This is a genomic window from Spiroplasma attinicola (genome assembly GCF_023509825.1).
Classification (GTDB): Bacteria; Bacillota_I; Bacilli_A; order Mycoplasmatales; family VBWQ01; genus Spiroplasma_D; species Spiroplasma_D attinicola.
In genome coordinates, this window is sequence record NZ_JAKQXY010000001.1 from 294,556 (window position 1) to 313,623 (window position 19,068).

Genomic DNA, 19,068 nt, shown 5'->3' on the forward strand with positions numbered 1-19,068 from the left:
AAAATAAGTTTAGTAAATAATTATTAATAATTTGTAATTTTTAAAAGTATCTTTTTAAATAACTTATTATCAGTTTTCTAATAAATATTCTTTAGAATATGAATCAAATTTTAAAAGATTAAGAAAAATAATAAGATAATAGTATCCAAAATTAAATCCTAAAAATCGAATTATTGTAAGTAAAAGATAATAATTACCATCATTTGATAAATTATTAAGCATTTTCCGAACAATTATTAATCCAGCAATTTTTTGGAATGATCAAATCTGGATAAAAATAATAGTTAAAAAATCAAAAATTATACAAAATAACCAATTAAGATTGCTATTATAAAAATAATTAAACTAAATAATAAAATAAACATTTCAATTTTAGTAATGATTTTACAAAAATCTTTAATTGCTTGCGAATTTAAATTAAGTTGTTTATTTAAGATTTGATTTTTATTTTTGATAAAAGTTAAAGTTCCAATAATATTAAGAAAATTTAAAGTAAAAATATCTAATCATAATAACTTTAAATATCCATCACGATATTCTCCTCTTAACGATAACTTATAATAATCACTAACCCAACGAATAAGAAATAAAATAACTAAAGCAGTAAGAATTAATGTTACAATTCAATTTCATTTAGGAACATCGCCTAATAATTTAAAGTTTTTATAATTGAAAAAATGAACAAAAAATAAAAACAAATAGAAAGAATTTGCTACAATACTACACACAAACAAGACACCATCAATTCAATACGCTCAAAAAAATAATCTTAAAATTCCTGGTTTAAGATCAAAATTATTTCTAATCATAGACTTAATACTATACAATCTACGAGAACGAACTAATTTTTTAAAGTCTGTATTAATTTCCGTCCTTGATATTAATAATTTTTTGCCACATAATAAACCTGTGAATCGATATAATATTAATGAAACTCAACCCATAATAACCTCTATTTAATTAAATAAAATAGCTATCAATTCTCCAAAATGAATTCTTTAGTACTTTCATCAAATTTTAAAAGATTAAGAAAAATAACAAGATAATAGTATCCAAAATTAAGTCCTAAAAATCGAATTATTGTAAATAAAAGATAATAATTACTATCATTTAATAAATTTTTAAGCATTTTTTGGACTATTATTAACCCAACAATTTTCTGAAATGATCAACCTTGAATGAAAGCGATATTTCAAACAATAATAATAGTACAAACTATCTTAATACTATTAATTGAAACAAAATAACCAATAAGTATTGCCCCAGCAAATAATATTAAATTAAATAATAAAATAAATACTTCAATTTTAGTAACTACCTTAGAAAAATCTTTAATTGGTTTCGAACTTAAATTAAGTTGTTTAATTTTTTGATTATTTTGATTTAAATTTGAGTGCTTCCTATTTTTAATAAAAATTAACGTACCAATTATATTAAGAAAATTTAAAGTAAAAATATCTAACCATAACAACTTTAAATAATTATCATAATATTTATCTCTTAATGATAATTTATAATAATCACTGATGTTTCTAATAAAAAATAAAATAACTAAAAAATTAATAATGAAAGTTCCAATTCAATTTCAACTAATATCAGTTTTATCAATTCCAGAAATTTTAATACCAAAAAAAAGATAGAAAAAAAGTGAAGTATAAAAAATATTTGCTACAATACTACATGCAAACAAAACACCATCAATTCAATACGCTCAAAAAAATAATCTTAAAATTCCTGGTTTAAGATCAAAATTAATTCTAATCATAGACTTAATACTATACGTTCTATGAGAACGAACTAATTTTTTAAAGTCTGTATTAATTTCTGTTCTTGATATTAATAATTTTTTACCACATAATAAACCTGTGAATCGATATAATATTAATGAAATTCAACCCATAATAACCTCTATTTAATTAAATAAAATAGCTATCAATTCTCCAAAATGAATTCTTTAGTACTTTCATCAAATTTTAAAATATTAATAAAAACAGCCATATAATAACCGCCAAAATTAAATCCCAAAAAACGAATTATTACTAATAAATAGTAATAATTATTATTATTTAATAAATTCTTAAGCATTTTTTGAATAATTATTAATCCGGCAATTTTCTGAAATGACCAACCTTGAATTAAAGCAATAGTTCAAAAAATAAAAAAAAGACAAATGAATTTAATACTATTAATTGAAACAAAATAACAAATAAGCATGGCACCTGCAAATAATATTAAATTAATTAACAAAATAAATAATTCAATTTTAGTAATGATTTTAGAAAAATCTTTAATTACTTGAGGATTTAAATTAATAGCATTAATTTTTAAATTATCAATATTCAAATTCCGTATTTGTTTTTTATTTTTAAGAAAAATCAAAATCCCAATTATATTAAGAAAATTTAAAGTAAAAATATCTAATCATAATAATTTTAAATAACTATAACGATAATTACTTCTTAATGATAATTTATAACAATCATTAATTCAACGAATAAGAAAAAATACAACAAAAAAACTAATAATTAAAATTCCAATTCAAGGAAAAATAAAATCATTATCAGAAGCATCATCAGATATTTTAAAATTAAAAGACATACCAAAAAAAATTGAAGTATAAAAAGTATTTACTGTAAAACTAATTGCAAAAAAAACACCATCAATTCAATAAGCTCAAAAAAATAATCTTAAAATCCCTGATTTAAGATCAAAATTATTTTGAACCACAGATTTCATACTATATAATCTACGAGTTGTAATTATTTTTTTTCTTGTCGTTTCAATCTCTGTTTTTGTAATTAAATTTTTTTTTCCACATGATAATCCGACAATTTTAGACAAAAATAATGAAAATCAACCCATAATTAACCTCCTAAAGAATTTATTTTATTATATCTTATTCAGCTGAAATCTTTCCAGGAATAATGAAACAAGGTCATTTTCATTTTACACCCTTGCCGTTATCAGCATTCAATATTTGTCCTGTCACTGAAGCAAAAAGACTAGCTACTAATTCAAGAATTGGTAAAAGTCATCCAGTTGCAGAAGTTAAAGCTAAAACAAAACTCATCAAACTAGTGAAAATTGCTAAAATATCAATAATTTCTCCTAATAAATTTAAATCAAATCCACCAAATATTTTTGAAAGTTGTTTTAATCCGTTATTAACTTTAGCAGTATCACCAATAGTATGAGCAATTTTTAATTCTTCAGTTATTTTTTCAATTTCAGTGATATTTTTAATAATAAAGACCATATTTGCAAATAATGCAAATAAATGTACTCATTTTGCATTTTTTACTGCAGTTTCACTAAAGTGAATATATCCGCCTCATTCTCAAAACTTTCATCAATGACTTGGACCATAAGTAGAACCTCACATATAAGATGATTTAGATTTTACTCCGATTGAGTTGCTATCAAAGTAAACAATATCATTATTGCTATTATCTAAATTTTTAAAAGTCTTAGGATTAGTTGGATAAATTAATTGTACTTCACTATTGTTAATAACAACTTTAATATAACCATTATTAACCGCTTCATTAAGATGAACTAAAGCTAAATCAAGGTGATTTAAAACTTCTGTTGGCAATTTTGTCATATCTAATTGCTTTTTATTAATTGATAATTGCTGATGGTGGTATTGTAAACTATGTTTAAGAGTTTCATCAATTTTGGCATCGTTTCAACTCTGAGATTCTTTATCAAGTTCGGTGATTTTTGCTGCAGTTAAATCTTTTGTTTCATCTTTAATATTAATTGTTGTTTTGCTTGCTAAAAAAGCATTGCTTAAAAACCCGACTGAACTAGTTGTTACAGTAAGAGTTCCAAAAATTGCTAAAAATTTTCTCATAAATCCCTCTTTTTTATTTTTAATTAGACAGTAAAGTCTTTAACCTAATTAAATTTATAAAACTATTATATGAAAAAAATTAAATCTTTCCAATAGATTTTTTTAGTAATTTAAAAAAATGAACTCAATTTTATAATAAAACTGAGTTCATCTTAATCTTAATTAATTTAGTTTCTTGCACTATTAATTTTTTCAAGTGCTTGATCAATTTCTTGTTTTGACTTACTTCGACCTAAAAGTTTATCAATTCCTTTTAATAAAAATTTAAAGACTTCCAAACAAACTGTCGGAATCATAGCAATTGCCAGACAAACAATTCATTCAACAAAACCAACTTGAATTTTAATGCCAAAGACATCACTTAATCCTGGAACAAAAACAATTAAAACATTTAAAGCAAAAGAAATTAAAACAGAAATATAAAAGGCTCGGTTATGGAAAATTTTCTTAGTAAATATTGGTTCGTGTCGTCCCAATGAAAAGGAAATTGCATAAAAGACAGGAGCATTAACCATAATAATAAAAGTATATATAAAACCATGATAATCAGAACTATTAGGATATTTATAATCACCTGAATATCCTAATTGTTTTGGTAAAAAATAAAAGGAAACTAATAATAAACCACACAAAATAACAGCAATATAAATAATAAACTTCCAACTGCCCTTGAGAATGTTCTCTTTACCATTAATTGGTTTCTCAAGCATTAGTCTTGGATTATTTGGCCCCATTGACATTGTAATTGATAAAACTGACTCAACAATTAAGTTAATTCACAAAATTTGTAATGGTGTTAATAAATTACCTCATTTTAATAATGAAGCAATAATAATTGCTAAAACTTGCGATATATTAGTAACAATAATAAAACAAATAATTCTTTTTAATTTATTATAAATATTTCTTCCTTCTTCAATTGCATCAACAATTGTTGAAAAATTATCATCAGTCAAAACAACTTGTGATGCTTCTTTAGCAACATCAGTACCAGTAATTCCCATTGCAACACCAATATTTGCTGCTTTTAAACTTGGAGCATCATTAACACCATCACCTGTCATTGAAACAACATCTTTATGTGCTTGTAATGCTTTAATAATTCTTACTTTATGTTCTGGTGAAACACGAGCAAATACTTGATATTTATGAATTTGTTGTTTTAATTTTTTATCAGTTAATCGTTCAATTTTATCACCACTAATTGCTTGATCTTTATCAGTTAACAAGCCTAATTCTTTACCAATGGCAACAGCAGTATTTACATGATCACCAGTAATCATTTTTGTTGTAATTCCTGCTGCTTTTGTAATCGCCAAAGAATTTTTAACTTCTCTTCGCGGTGGATCAATCATTCCAACTAAACCTAAAAAGATAATATTTTTTTCCATATATTGAATATCATTATAATCATGTTCTGCTAATAAAACTCGATACCCTGCGCCAAGAACTCTTAAAGCATCATCGGACATTTTAGCAATATTTTTTGTAACTGTTATTCTTAATTCTTTAGTAAGTTTCATCTTTTTATTGCCAATTAAAATATGAGTACAGTGTTTAATTAAATTATCTGGTGCACCCTTGATAAATAAGTATTTTTTATCATCATATTTATTAATTGTTGACATTAATTTTCGGTCTGAATCAAATGGTAATTCATGAATTCGACGATATTTTTTCTGAATTTGTCGAGAATTAATTTTTAAATCTTCAGCTCATTTTAACAATGCTGCCTCAGTTGGATCACCAGTAATTTTTTGATCAGCAACCGAACTATTATTATCTAAAACTAAAGCTTGTAAAAATAATGCTTCTTGCAATGTTGCATTTTCAAAACTCATTGCTTCTTTAATTTCTTCATCTAATCAATACTTTTGTACTGTCATTTTATTTTCAGTTAAAGTTCCTGTTTTATCAGAACAAATAACATTAACTTGTCCTAAAGTTTCAACAGCATTTAATCGTTTAACAATCGCATTCTTTTTTGCCATTCTTCTGCTACCTAAAGATAAAGAAACAGTAACAATCGCATTTAACCCTTCAGGAATAATAGCAATTGCCAGAGCAACACCAAAAATTAAGGCATCTGGTCAATCTGCTTTGTTAGCAAAAAAATCAATACAAAAAATTGCAACTCCTAAAAGCACAGCAAGAATACAAATTGTTGTAATCAAAAAAGTAATTTGTTTACTTAAAGGTGATTTTGGTTCTTTTGCTTCTTGTAATAACTTAGTAATTTTACCAATTTCAGTATTCTTTCCTGTCGCAACAACAATTGCTAAACCACTACCGACAGCAACCATTGTTGACATAAATCCCATATTAGTACGATCACCAATGCCCAAATTTTCAACGTTAATTGGATTAACAGTTTTAATAACTAAATTTGATTCACCAGTTAAGATTGATTCATTAAATCGTAGATTAAAAGACTGGATAATTCGAACATCAGCTGGTAAAAACATTCCTGCTTCTAAATAAATTAAATCACCAACAACTAATTCTTTCGCATCAATCGTAAATTTTTTACCTTCCCTAATGACGACAGCATTATTTTTAACTAATTTTTTTAAAGCATCTAAAGAATTAGCAGCTTTTTTTTCTTGATAAACACCAAGAAATATTTCAATAATAACAATTAAGACAATAACAACAACTTCTGGATATCTACCTAATATCCCAGCAATAACTAAAAGTGCTACTAAAACTAAATTAAATGGTTCAATTAAATACTCAAAAACCAAGCGCAAAACTGATTTTTGTTTTGTCATTGGTAATTGATTAAAACCTTCTTTTTTTAAAATAGTAGCAGCTTGATTAGCCGTTAAACCTTTTTCTAAATCAGTATTTAGGTCAGCAGCAACTTTGTTAATATCATCTTTTCAATACATTAATGTCCCCTTATAAAATTTAATCAATTAAATCTTTTCATACTTTTTTATCATCTGGATCTGGTCCTAATCTTTTTTGTGGTAATTGATTAATTTCTGCCATTTCTTTATCTGTTAAACTAAAATTACCAATATTAGGATTTTCAATAATTCTTTTTGGTGTTACAGATTTTGGAATAATAATTTCATTTAATTGTCATGCTCACTTTAAAGCAATTTGAATTGTACTTGCTTGATATTTCTTTGCTAAAGCAACTAATAAAGGAATTTCATCAGTTTTACCTGCCATCATTGTTCTTCATGATGTAACGGCAATGTTATTTTTGTGACAAAAATTAACCACATCTAACTGATTAAATCCCGGATGAGTTTCAATTTGATTAACCATTGGTTTAATTTTTACTTGTTTCAAAAATGCTTCCAAATGATGAATTTTAAAATTAGAAACACCAATTGCTTTTACTTTACCTTCTTGATATGCTTCTTCTAAAAACTTTCAGCATTGATAACGATTTTTTGTTGGTCAATGAATTAAACACAAATCCAAATAATCAACTTGTAAGCGTTTTAAAATCGCAAAGAAAGCTTTTTTCGCTTTGTCATATTCATGATCAGTATTTCAAATTTTTGAAGTAATAAAAATATCTTTTCGTGTTACTTCAGGATGTTGCTTTAAAAAGTCTTTTATTGCACGACCAATTTCTGTTTCATTATTATAATATTGAGCTGTATCAATTAAACGATAACCATTTTCCAAAGCAACAATTACCGCTTTATACGCTTCATTTTCATTTTCCATTAAATAAGTTCCCAAACCAAATTGGGGCATTAGAACACCATTGCTTAATTTAATTTTTTTTGTCAAAATTTCATTCTTAGTCATTTCTTAATACCTCTTTTCAATTATTTAAATTAGTTTACTACAAAACTAAGAAAAATTTTAGTATATTTGATTAATAACTAATTTTGATTACTAATTTTAAAAATTAATCTTTGAGTTTTTTACTCTTAATAATCTTATTATACTAAATTAATCTTACTAGGTTTGTAATTACAATCAGACTAATAATATTTACTAATAAAATAATTAACAATAACGATAAAGAAATACTAAAATTGCTGCTCCAGTTAAAACATCATTTTGGTTATGATCAGAAACATAACTTAAAAAATTACTTAATAAACAAATCCGATTAGTAAAATATGAATCAATTGTGCGACCAATTTCATAATTAGAAATTACTGATTTTGGTTTTAAAAGTTTTAAATAATCACGATTATTATTTATTAATAACGATGTTTTTTTTGTTGCTCCAACTCGATTAGTACTAACACTTTTATTTTTATATTCTGGTAAATTAACAATTTGATCATTATTTCAAATATCATATAAATCAAAAATTTTATTTTCTTGAAAAAAATAATTAACTTTATTTTTTAATTTTTTATGACCATCAAAATAAGTTAAATACGCTTTTAATAAATTAGTTTCAGTATGAGCATCAAGAGTAATTAATGATTTAACACGATATTTTATTAATTTTTTAATTAAAAAATTATAGAAAAGTTCTTGAAATGGAATAATTATTTCTAAAGTATTTAAATTTTTTTCTTTAGGCAATTCTGTTTTTGCGAAAAGTTTGATTTTTTTAGCATCTAAGTTATGTCCTTGTAAATCATTTGGTTTATTGAAAATAACAACAGCAACAGAAAATATTTTTTCAAATAAATCTGTCTTTGCTTTCGGTGATAAAGAATTCTTTTTAAAAATACGAAAAGTTTCAAAATCAATAATTGCAATTGGATAAACAATTTTGTCAAGAAAACTTCTAGTTTTTAATTGATCAATTTCTAATTTAGTACCATTTATTTCTAATTCTTTCATTAACTTTTCTTTCTACTTTCGACTCTATTGCCAACTCTTATAGTTAATTATAATATATTTCATTCTAATTATTTTAATTTAAAATCAAATTAAAATCAGACAATAAAAAAAGATGAATTATTAAATTCACCTTTTTGGAAAATAGTTATTAAGATATAACTTTAGTTACAGTTCCCGCTCCAACAGTTTTACCACCTTCACGGATTGAGAATTCTGTACCATCTTCAAGAGCAATATTTTTCAATAATCCAACTTTAATTGTTACAGTATCTCCTGGTTGTACCATTTCAACTTTATCTTTATCGTTCATATCAGTAATTGTGCTAACTTCACCAGTTACATCAGTTGTACGGAAATAAAATTGTGGACGATATTTAGCAAAGAATGGAGTATGTCTTCCACCTTCATCTTTTTTAAGAACATAAATTGTTGCTTTAAATTCAACATGAGGTTTTACACTACCTGGTAAGGCAATTGTTTGACCACGTTCAATTTCTTCACGCTTAATTCCTCTTAATAATAATCCAACATTATCTCCAGCTTCAGCATTTGGCAATAATTTTTTGAACATTTCAATTCCTGTTACTGTTGTTTTCATTGGTTTTTTACCTAATCCAACAATTTCAACTTCATCACCAACTTTTAGTTTTCCTCTTTCTACTCTACCAGTAGCAACTGTACCACGACCAGAAATTGTGAAAACATCTTCAACAGCTAATAAGAATGGTTTGTCTGTATCTCTAACTGGGTCTGGAAGATATGTATCCATAGCAGATAATAAGTCTTTAATTTTTGATACTCATTCAGCTTTACCATCAATAGCACCTTTGGCACTACCACGAATAATTGGAGCATTATCACCATCAAATCCGTATTCTGTTAATAATTCACGAACTTCAACTTCAATTAAGTCAATTAATTCTTCATCATCAACCATGTCACATTTATTTAAAAATACAACAATGTTTTTAACTCCTACTTGATGAGCTAATAAAATGTGTTCTTTAGTTTGTGGCATTGGTCCATCAGTTGCAGAAACAACTAAAATTGAACCATCCATTTGAGCAGCACCAGTAATCATATTTTTAATATAGTCAGCGTGACCTGGACAGTCAACGTGAGCATAGTGACGTTTTGGTGTTTCGTACTCAACGTGAGCAGTATTAATCGTAATACCTCTTTTTCTTTCTTCTGGAGCACGATCAATATTATCGTAAGCTACATAATTTGCTTTATATCCTTCTTTAGCATGATCAGCACAGAATTTAGTAATAGCAGCAGTTAAAGTTGTCTTTCCATGGTCAACGTGACCAATTGTTCCAACATTAACATGGACTTTATCACGAACAAAAGTTTCTTTTGCTCCTGTAGCTGGTTTACTTGTTTTTTCAGCCATTTTTTTCTTCCTCCTTAAATTTTTTAAATATTTGAGTTTGTTTTTTAGATTTTTTTAATCTAAATTTTAATTTATTCATTATTTTTTAAGTTAATAATAAACTATAGTAATTTTAAAATAATTTTACTTAATATGCAATAAGTACTTATTTTTTCATAACTCTTGATTTTTGATACTTACCAACAATTTCTTCAGTTACTGATTTCGGTGCTTCAGCGTAATTAGAAAAAGTCATTGTATAAGTTCCTCTTCCTTGAGTCATTGAACGCAATTCAGTTGCATAACCGAACATTTCTCCTAGTGGCACTTTACACTTAATTACTGATGCATCACCACGAGTTTCATCATCTTCAATTGTTCCTCTTTTTCCAGAGATTTTACCAACTACTGCTCCATAATAATCACCAGGAACTACTACTTCAACATTCATAATTGGTTCTAATAAAACTGGTTTTAATTTAGCTTTATTATCTTGCAATGCTTTTGATGCTGCAATATTGAAAGCTCGTTCTGACGAATCAACCGGGTGAAATGAACCATCAAATAAAGTTGCTTTAACATCAATTACTGGATAACCAGCAATTAAACCATTTTCTAAAGATTCTTCTAAACCTTCTTGTACTGGTTTAATATATTCTCTTGGAATTCTTCCACCAACAATTTTGTCAACAAATTCAAACCCTTTTCCTGGATTTGGTTCTAATTTCATAATTACATGACCATACTGACCTCTACCACCTGATTGGTGAATATATTTTCCTTCAGCATGTTCATCAGTTGCTTTAATTGTTTCACGATAAGCAACTTGTGGATTACCAGTATTAGTTTTTACATTAAATTCACGAGATAAACGATCAACTAAAATGTCTAAGTGTAATTCACCCATTCCAGAAATAATTGTTTGACCAGTTTCATGATCAGCACTTACTTTAAAAGTTGGATCTTCTTCAGCTAATTTTCCTAATGCTAAACTCATTTTTTCTTGGTCAGCTTTAGTTTTTGGTTCCAAAGCTAAAGAAATAACAGGTTCAGGGAATACCATTGATTCTAAAACAATTTCATTTTTTTCATCAGCTAATGTATCACCTGTTGTTGTTGATTTTAATCCAACAATCGCAGCAATATCACCAGCATAAAGTTGGGTAATATCTTCACGGTGGTTGGCATGCATTTGTAAAATTCGACCAACTCGTTCTTTGTTATCTTTAGTTGAGTTTAAAATATAAGAACTAGATTTTAAAGTTCCTGAATAAACTCTAATAAAAGTTAGTCGACCAACATAAGGATCAGTCATTACTTTAAATGCTAAAGCAGAAAATGGTTCTTCATCTGATGAATGTCTTTCAACTTCTTCACCTGTCGGTAAAACACCTTTAATCGCTGGAACATCAAGTGGTGATGGTAAATAATCAACCACTGCATCTAACATTAATTTTACACCTTTGTTTTTAAAGGCACTTCCACATAATACTGGGAAGAATTCAGCATTAATTGTTAAACGACGAATAATTTTCTTAATTTCAGCAACACTAATTTCTTGTCCTTCAAGATATTTTTCTAAAATAGAATCATCATGATGAGCTAATTCTTCAATTAAAATTGCTCTTCTTGCTTCAACTTCTGGCATTAATTCTGTTGGAATTGGAATTTCTTGATAATTTTCTTGTGCTTGACCATCAAATCCATAAGCCTTTAAAGTAATTAAATCAATAATGCCATTAAAGTCATTTTCAGCACCAATTGGTCATTGAATTGCAAAGGCTTTTGCTCCCAAACGAGAATGTAATGTTGCAATTGAATTAGCAAAGTTGGCACCAATTTTATCCATCTTATTAGCGAAAACAATTCTTGGTACTTTATATTTTGTTGCTTGTCTTCAAACAGTTTCAGTTTGCGGTTCAACTCCTGATTGAGCATCCAATACTGCAACTGCTCCATCTAAAACTCGTAATGATCTTTCTACTTCAACAGTAAAATCAACGTGACCTGGAGTATCAATAATATTGATCCGATATTTTTCGTTATTATGAGTTCAAAAGGCAGTTGTTGCAGCAGAAGTAATTGTAATTCCTCGTTCTTGTTCTTGCACCATTCAATCCATAGTAGCGGCACCTTCGTGAACTTCTCCGATTTTATGAATCTTACCAGTATGGAATAAAACTCTTTCTGTTGTTGTTGTTTTTCCTGCATCAATATGAGCCATAATACCAATATTTCTAGTATTATTTAAAGAATATTCTCGGGCCATAAATATCTCCTATCATTTATAGTGTGCAAAAGCTTTATTAGCTTCAGCAGCACGATGAATTTCATCACGTTTTTTAACAGCAGAACCATTACCTTGAGCAGCATCAATAATTTCTAATGCTAATTTATCTTGCATAGTTTTGCCATTTCTTAATCTTGCATAAGAAACTAATCAACGGATTGCCAATGTTGTTTTTCTTGATTCACTAACTTCAATTGGCACTTGATAGTTAGCTCCTCCAATTCTTCTTGTTTTAACTTCTAATTGTGGTGTAATATTTTCAATTGCTTTTTCACAAACTTGTAATGGTTCTTGACCTGTTTTTTCTTTAACAATTGCTAAAGATTGATAAACAATCTTTCTTGACAAACTCTTTTTCCCAGATACCATAATGGCATTGATCAATTGAGTAATAAGCTTTGAATCAAAGACAGGGTCAAAAGGTAATTCGCGTTTAATTGCTTGATTTTTTCTACTCATTGTTAAACTCCTTCTTAAGCCTTATTCTTCTTAGCTTTTTTTGTCCCATATAATGAGCGACCTTGATTACGGTTTGCTACTCCAGCAGTATCAAATGTACCACGAACAACATGGTATCTTACTCCGGGAAGATCTTTTACTCTTCCACCTCGAATTAAAATAATTGAGTGCTCTTGTAAATTATGTCCTTCACCGCCAATATAAGCAGTTACTTCCATAGAATTACTTAAACGAACACGAGCATATTTTCTTAAAGCTGAATTGGGTTTTTTTGGTGTCATAGTTCCAACACGAACAGCTACTCCTCTTTTTTGTGGAGAACTAATCTTAGTTGAGCGTTTTTCTAAAGTATTATATCCAACATTTAAAGCTGGAGATTTTGATTTATACTTCTTCATTTGACGACCATGACGTACTAATTGATTAATTGTCGGCATTAAATAATCTCCTTATTGCGATTTTCTGAATATTATATACACAATTCCGTGTGTATCATAAAAACAGTCCAATAAATATAATACCGATAAATACTGTAATAGTCAATGAAATTAACGAGATTTTTTATAAATATATCTTGTAATATTTTAGATTTAATTTTATAATTAAATTATTCAATTCTATAAAGAAAAGGGGTGTATAGAATGAAAAAATATTTGATGCTTTTATCAGGTATTAGTGCAATTGGAATAGGTGCAATTGCCGGAACTATTAATACTAACAATAACAACGTAGAAAGTATGAAAACAACAGTTGCAAATACTTATCTTACTTCAAAAGATGAAGTAAAATATGATATTACAAATGATTCACAAACTGTTACTTTAGAAAATTTATTATCATCATTAAAAGACCTAAATAAAATTCATACAGAACAAAGTAAAGAAGTCGTATTATCTGGTCTGCCACCTTTAGTAATGCTTAATGATGAAGGAACACTTTTAGGTCAAACCTACATGAGTGCAATCACATGAGTAAATCTTAACGGTTTAATTAATTCTAATACGATTGATTTTGAAAATGTTTCAATGATTATTAGTAATAATCAAATTACAGTACTCCTTAACTATAAAGTTGGTGATACTGATCAAATGCTTGAGTTATTTACATACAATGGTAATGTACCTTTAACACAAGATTACATGACAGCATTTCTTGCATTACAATATGAAACAAACTAAGAAATAAAATAACTAAATAAGAAAAAATTCTTAACTGTAATAGTTAAGAATTTTTTTAATTTTAATTAAGCTTGTCAGCGTAATTTTCAACCAGCAATACCAATAAATCCAGCAATAAGCACTAATGAAATTGGCACATAAGCATAATAAATTGTTTCTCAAACAAAGTTATGATTTCAAGCTTGTAAGAATGGATCTAGACAATATTTAAACGGATTAATATAAGTTATATACTTTAAAGCATCACTATTACTAATCATTTCAATCGGGACAAAACCACCACTTAAGAACGCAACAGGTAAATAAATTACATTAGAAATAGCAATGAAAGATGTTGTTGATTTGAAAATTGAAGCAAGCATCATTCCAAGACTAATTGAAGTAATAATTAAAATTACTAAAAAGGGAATTGCTGGTCCAACATCAGTTGGTAAAGCAACAATACTTCAACCAAAGCGATGACCAAAGAAAATTCCTGCTCACAATAATGTTCAGAAAAAAGCAACAATAATGAAAAGAAAAGCAATTGTAACTACCGAAGCAACAAAAAATATCGGTTTAATATTAGTTGCTCCAATTCGTTTCATCAAGACACTATTTTTAAATTCTAAAATTGTCTGTGGAATAATAAAGATTCCAACCGACATTGCCTGAACCATACTAATTGATCCAATTAAACTATGAATTGGCAAAACACCATCAGCACCGATTGGCATATTACTAAAAGCAAATCCTTGTAAAAATAAAATAATAATTGGATACGCAATTAAGAAAAAAGGCACAAAAAAACCTTTATAATAATACTTCAACATTAAACCAATTAATGGTAAATTCTTACCATAATCTTTTGAATCACTAACTAAACGATCAATTTTATTTTGTTTCTTTGGTTTTTTAGCAGCTAATTCTTGTGCTTTCTTTTCTTCTTCTTGATATTGTTTTTCTAAATCAGCTCTTTTATTTTTTTCAAACATTTCTCAAGTATATGTATGAACTGAACCATAATTTTTAATTAAATCTTTAACTAAACCTGAATCTTTAACAACACCATTATGAATATAAATATATTTTTCACAAAATTCTTCTACTTCACTCATCTGATGAGTAACTAAAATCATCGCTTTATTCTTTTTAACAATATTTTCTTGTAAAAATTCAAAAATTTGTGCTCTAACTTCAATATCTAACCCAGTAGAAACTTCATCTAAAATTACTAAATCAGGATCATGAATAACACTTAATAAAATATTTAATCGTTGTTGTTGCCCGCCCGATAGTCCTTCAATAAATTTATTTTCAAGACCATTAAGCTGGTAAGTTTTTAATAATTGTTTTAATTGTTTTTCGGTCATTTTAATACTAAAAGTATGTAAATAATACTTAAGCATATCCATAACAGAAATTCCAATTGGATATTTTGAATCTTGAAATTGTAAACCAATAACCAAATTTTCTTGACGAACTACTTGTCCAGAAGTTGGTTGTCTAATTCCACCAATAATTTCACTAACAGTTGATTTACCAGAACCATTAGCCCCAATAATTCCAATTCGATCACCAGGATTAATAGTAAAACTAACATTATCTAAAGCAAGTTTATTTTTATATTTTTTAGTAATGTGTTTTAGCTCAACTAAAGGTTTATTTTTATCAATTGATTTTCTTTTTTTTAGTGATTTTTTTATTACTTGATTTGACTCATTAATGTCAACACTTAAATTTTTAGCATCTTTTTTAAGTGGTTTTCTTTTTGTTGTTTCCGACATCAAAAAAATTCCCTTCGTTTTTATAAATAATTTTACTATTTATTCTAACATATAAAAGAAAAAGTTAAATATAATTATTTTTATTTAAGTTAAAAACTTAAAAATTAAGAAAAAAACTCTAGAAATTAATCGTCATATTGGTTATTAAAAATATCTAAATGCTTTAAAACTATCATTTAATTTAATTTTGCTATAATAAAAATATCATTTAGAGTATTAAATAAATGATAGAATTTTCATTTAAAAAGGAAAGAAGGGTTTATTATTATGATGAAGAAGAGAACTATCATCGAAAATACTAAAAAAGAAGTAAATTTGACTGATAAACAATCTCAAGAAGTAATTAATACAATTTTTGACACAATTTCTAAAGCGCTAATTCAAGGAGAAAACGTTAAAATCAGAGGCTTTGGTACTTTCAAAATTACAAATTATAAAGAAAGAAACGGTCGTAATCCAAAAACTGGTGAAAAAATTGTAATTCCAGCAAAAAGAGTAATCCGCTTAAATGTTGCCAAAGATTTAAAAAATGAAATTCAAAAAAATCATTAATAATAAGAAAAATGTCTAGGTAAATCTAGACATTTTTTAATTAATATTATATTAAATTATCATTTTTAATTTATAAGTAATCTTATGTATATAATCATCGCTTGAAATAACCACTAGCTAATAATAAAATAGCAAAACCACCAAAAATCGGTAAAACAATTACTAAAAAAACAATCCCAGCTATTAATTGTGCTAATGGAGCAGAAGAAAAATCAAAAATCTGAGTATATCTTTGCGATAAGGCTGATACTCCCTGACTTGATAAAAATTCAGAAATATTATGATTAACCATAACTTGAAAACCACTACCAATTAAGTCTGAATCAACAATATTAGCATCCTTAGGAACAAAATTAGCGGTTCCAATTAAAATTAATGCTAATGCTAATACAACTAAAGCAATTGCCAAACTATAATTACCATATCTAATTAATCGATTTTGTTTTTTAAGTCATTTTAAAAAATTCATTATTATCCTTTCCTTTCATACTAAGGAATTTTTTTATTAGTTAGTTCTAAAAGTAATAACTTATATAATTATACAAAAAAATTTTTATCAAAAAAATAAAAATTTTGATTATGTTAATTTTTATCTTTTCTTTGTGAAAATTTTAATGATTTAGTAACACAAATAATTGGCATCAAAATATTAGGTAAAACAACAATTCCAGTTAATCCTAATCAAAGACCAATATTGTTTACAGCTGCAACATCATGATAAATGATATCAACCATTAAGCTAGGAATCAAACTAACAATTAAAATTGCAATACTAATCATCAAACCTTCAATCAGATTTAAAAAGTAAATTTGTCTTTTTTTAACTCCTAATTGCATTAAATCATAATTATTTTGCTGATAAGCATCAAAATAAAGATAACTAGTTACTAAAATTACAATTAATCCAAAAAGACAAACCATAAAACTTAAAATTATTGCGACTAAATTTAGGGCTCTTCCTCAAATATTTTCTTGAAAATTTCCTGTTTCTGCTTCGTTCAAAGTATTAAAAGAAAAATTTGCCAAACTAAAAATCAAAATTCCCAAACTAAGTAAAACAACAATTTTAAAAAGATTATAATAAAACCGTGACGCCCCCAAATAAGATAAATATCTTTTTTGAATAATAAATTTTCAACATCAAAAAAATCCTTTTATTAAAGTAAAGCCAGCTAAAGTAAAACCAATTAAAAAGATAATTCCACCAAATAAATATAAAACTTTATCTTGAAAAAAACTAATTAATAAAATAAAGCAAATAATAATTATCACACCAAAAATTGTTTTAATAATAATTGCTTTTTTTTGTTTTGACTTTTGCTTCAAGTTTCTAATTAAAAAATGTTTTTTTGTTGAAAAAATAGTTGAATAAGTAACTAAGGAAATTAATAATCAAGTTAAAATAATAATCCCTAAATAAATTAAAGGATTTTGATTAAGTTTAAAATCATTCGTTAAAATATCTTGATTTTGAAATAAATGAATAATACTTTTTGTCAAAATCGGATAACAAGTCAAACCAATAACTAATGGTAAAATTGAAATTAAAAGGAATTCTTTTAGTAATAAAGAATAAACTTTATGAAAAGTTAATCCTAAAAAACGAAAATTTTTAATTTCTTGAATTCGAACTTTAAAATTTAATTTTAAAACTTGAGTAACTAAGAATCAACTCAAAATATAACTAACACCAAAAAGAATCAAAAAAAACAAAAATACTTGATTCTTAGCATTGCGATCATAAATTAAAGCACTAATAAATAAAGAAGTGAAAGTAGCAATTGCCAAAGTTGAAATTATAAAAACCAAAGTTGTTAATAAATGATTAATTCAATAATGTTTTATTGTTTGAAAAACAAATTTCATTGCTTATTCCTCTAATTTTTTGCGAACTTGACTTTGATTAACTTCGTTGGTTTTTCAAATAGCATCAATTTGATGATTTTTAATAAAAATAATTTTCTGTGCTTTTAATGCTACCTCAAAATCATGTGTAACAACAATTAAAGTTTTTTGATAGCGTTGAGCATTAGTAATTAATTCATTCATTACTAAATTACGATTTGGTAAATCTAAAGCTCCTGTTGGTTCATCAGCAAAAACTAATGGTTGCAAACCAATTAAACTACGACCAATTGCTACTCGTTGTTTTTGCCCCCCTGATAATTGAGTAACTGGTTTATTAATTAACTTGTCTAAACCAAGTTCGTTAACTAAACTATTAAATTTCTCTTTATCAATTTTTTGATGATTAAGTTTTTGAATTAAACTAATATTTTCTTTAACATTTAAGTAATTAACTAATTTGTAATCTTGAAAAATATAAGTTATGTTTTCACGACGAAAAATATCTAATTTGTTATTTTTCATTTTCTTTAAATTTTGGTTTAAAACTATTAATTCACCTTGATCAGCAATAATAAAACCAGATAAAAGATTTAAAAGTGTAGTTTTACCACTGCCACTATTACCCATAATAGCAATAATTTCACCTGTTTTAATTTCAAAATTAATATTTTTTAAAACATTAGAAAACGAAACATTTTTTAAAGAAATAATTTTATTATTTAAATTTTCCTTCATTCTTATTTCCTACCAATCGATAAATCATTTACATAAGATTATACAGTATAGGAGTAATTTTTACTATTATTTAATCATAAAAAAAGAGCAGTTATTTTATTATGTCTAATATAAAAAAGGTACAAAAAAAATAATTTAAGTTTTGAAGTTAAAAAAGAAATGATTAATGATAATAAAGAAAAAATTTTAGAGATTTAAATTAATGCTTGACCTTTACTAAAAAAACCTATATA

17 protein-coding genes are annotated in these 19,068 nt (G+C 26.2%); 2 read left to right on the forward strand and 15 right to left on the reverse strand.

What is annotated here, in order from left to right; genetic code table 4:
• Positions 1-299 precede the first annotated feature (299 nt).
• The 11 genes from LT335_RS01440 to rpsL form a co-directional block, all read right to left on the reverse strand.
• A complete protein-coding gene (locus LT335_RS01440) occupies positions 300-944 on the reverse strand; it encodes a hypothetical protein (protein ID WP_249728096.1) in 645 nt (214 codons plus the stop codon).
• Positions 945-973: 29 nt separating this feature from the next.
• Positions 974-1,900 carry a hypothetical protein gene (locus LT335_RS01445; protein ID WP_249728097.1) on the reverse strand — a complete coding sequence of 309 codons (927 nt, stop codon included), beginning with the start codon at positions 1,898-1,900 and terminating at the stop codon, positions 974-976.
• A 29-nt stretch (positions 1,901-1,929) separates the two neighbouring features.
• The gene (locus LT335_RS01450; protein ID WP_249728099.1) at positions 1,930-2,862 is read right to left on the reverse strand and encodes a hypothetical protein; all 933 of its coding nucleotides are present in this window, start codon (positions 2,860-2,862) and stop codon (positions 1,930-1,932) included.
• A 34-nt stretch (positions 2,863-2,896) separates the two neighbouring features.
• Positions 2,897-3,856: a hypothetical protein gene (locus tag LT335_RS01455; protein WP_249728101.1), complete on the reverse strand. Its 960-nt coding sequence runs from the start codon at positions 3,854-3,856 to the stop codon at positions 2,897-2,899.
• Positions 3,857-4,023: 167 nt separating this feature from the next.
• Positions 4,024-6,747 carry a cation-translocating P-type ATPase gene (locus LT335_RS01460; RefSeq protein ID WP_249728103.1) on the reverse strand — a complete coding sequence of 908 codons (2,724 nt, stop codon included), beginning with the start codon at positions 6,745-6,747 and terminating at the stop codon, positions 4,024-4,026.
• Positions 6,748-6,766: 19 nt separating this feature from the next.
• Positions 6,767-7,630, reverse strand: a complete 864-nt coding sequence (locus LT335_RS04490; RefSeq protein WP_249728105.1) for an aldo/keto reductase — start codon at positions 7,628-7,630, stop codon at positions 6,767-6,769.
• A 204-nt stretch (positions 7,631-7,834) separates the two neighbouring features.
• A complete protein-coding gene (locus LT335_RS01470) occupies positions 7,835-8,632 on the reverse strand; it encodes a hypothetical protein (RefSeq protein ID WP_249728107.1) in 798 nt (265 codons plus the stop codon).
• A 148-nt stretch (positions 8,633-8,780) separates the two neighbouring features.
• A complete protein-coding gene (gene tuf / locus LT335_RS01475) occupies positions 8,781-10,028 on the reverse strand; it encodes an elongation factor Tu (RefSeq protein WP_249728110.1) in 1,248 nt (415 codons plus the stop codon).
• 145 nt (positions 10,029-10,173) lie between these two features.
• A complete protein-coding gene (gene fusA, locus LT335_RS01480) occupies positions 10,174-12,276 on the reverse strand; it encodes an elongation factor G (RefSeq protein WP_249728111.1) in 2,103 nt (700 codons plus the stop codon).
• 9 nt (positions 12,277-12,285) lie between these two features.
• Positions 12,286-12,756, reverse strand: coding sequence for a 30S ribosomal protein S7 (gene rpsG, locus LT335_RS01485; RefSeq protein ID WP_249728113.1), 471 nt, complete (start codon positions 12,754-12,756; stop codon positions 12,286-12,288).
• A gap of 14 nt (positions 12,757-12,770) precedes the next feature.
• Positions 12,771-13,193: a 30S ribosomal protein S12 gene (gene rpsL / locus LT335_RS01490; protein ID WP_249728114.1), complete on the reverse strand. Its 423-nt coding sequence runs from the start codon at positions 13,191-13,193 to the stop codon at positions 12,771-12,773.
• Positions 13,194-13,397: 204 nt separating this feature from the next.
• On the opposite strand from rpsL, the gene LT335_RS01495 reads away from it, so the two are divergent.
• Complete coding sequence (locus LT335_RS01495; protein WP_249728115.1) at positions 13,398-13,934, forward strand: hypothetical protein; 537 nt, start codon at positions 13,398-13,400, stop codon at positions 13,932-13,934.
• 65 nt (positions 13,935-13,999) lie between these two features.
• On the opposite strand, the gene LT335_RS04495 is transcribed toward LT335_RS01495, so the two are convergent.
• Complete coding sequence (locus LT335_RS04495; protein ID WP_249728116.1) at positions 14,000-15,700, reverse strand: ABC transporter ATP-binding protein/permease; 1,701 nt, start codon at positions 15,698-15,700, stop codon at positions 14,000-14,002.
• 267 nt (positions 15,701-15,967) lie between these two features.
• On the opposite strand from LT335_RS04495, the gene LT335_RS01505 reads away from it, so the two are divergent.
• A complete protein-coding gene (locus LT335_RS01505) occupies positions 15,968-16,252 on the forward strand; it encodes an HU family DNA-binding protein (RefSeq protein WP_249728118.1) in 285 nt (94 codons plus the stop codon).
• Between the two features lie 82 nt (positions 16,253-16,334).
• Here LT335_RS01505 and LT335_RS01510 read toward each other — a convergent pair whose 3' ends face one another.
• The 3 genes from LT335_RS01510 to LT335_RS01520 form a co-directional block, all read right to left on the reverse strand.
• Positions 16,335-16,721, reverse strand: a complete 387-nt coding sequence (locus LT335_RS01510) for a hypothetical protein (RefSeq protein WP_249728119.1) — start codon at positions 16,719-16,721, stop codon at positions 16,335-16,337.
• A 113-nt stretch (positions 16,722-16,834) separates the two neighbouring features.
• Complete coding sequence (locus LT335_RS01515) at positions 16,835-18,118, reverse strand: FtsX-like permease family protein (protein WP_249728120.1); 1,284 nt, start codon at positions 18,116-18,118, stop codon at positions 16,835-16,837.
• Between the two features lie 3 nt (positions 18,119-18,121).
• Complete coding sequence (locus LT335_RS01520) at positions 18,122-18,835, reverse strand: ABC transporter ATP-binding protein (protein ID WP_249728121.1); 714 nt, start codon at positions 18,833-18,835, stop codon at positions 18,122-18,124.
• Positions 18,836-19,068: the final 233 nt, after the last annotated feature.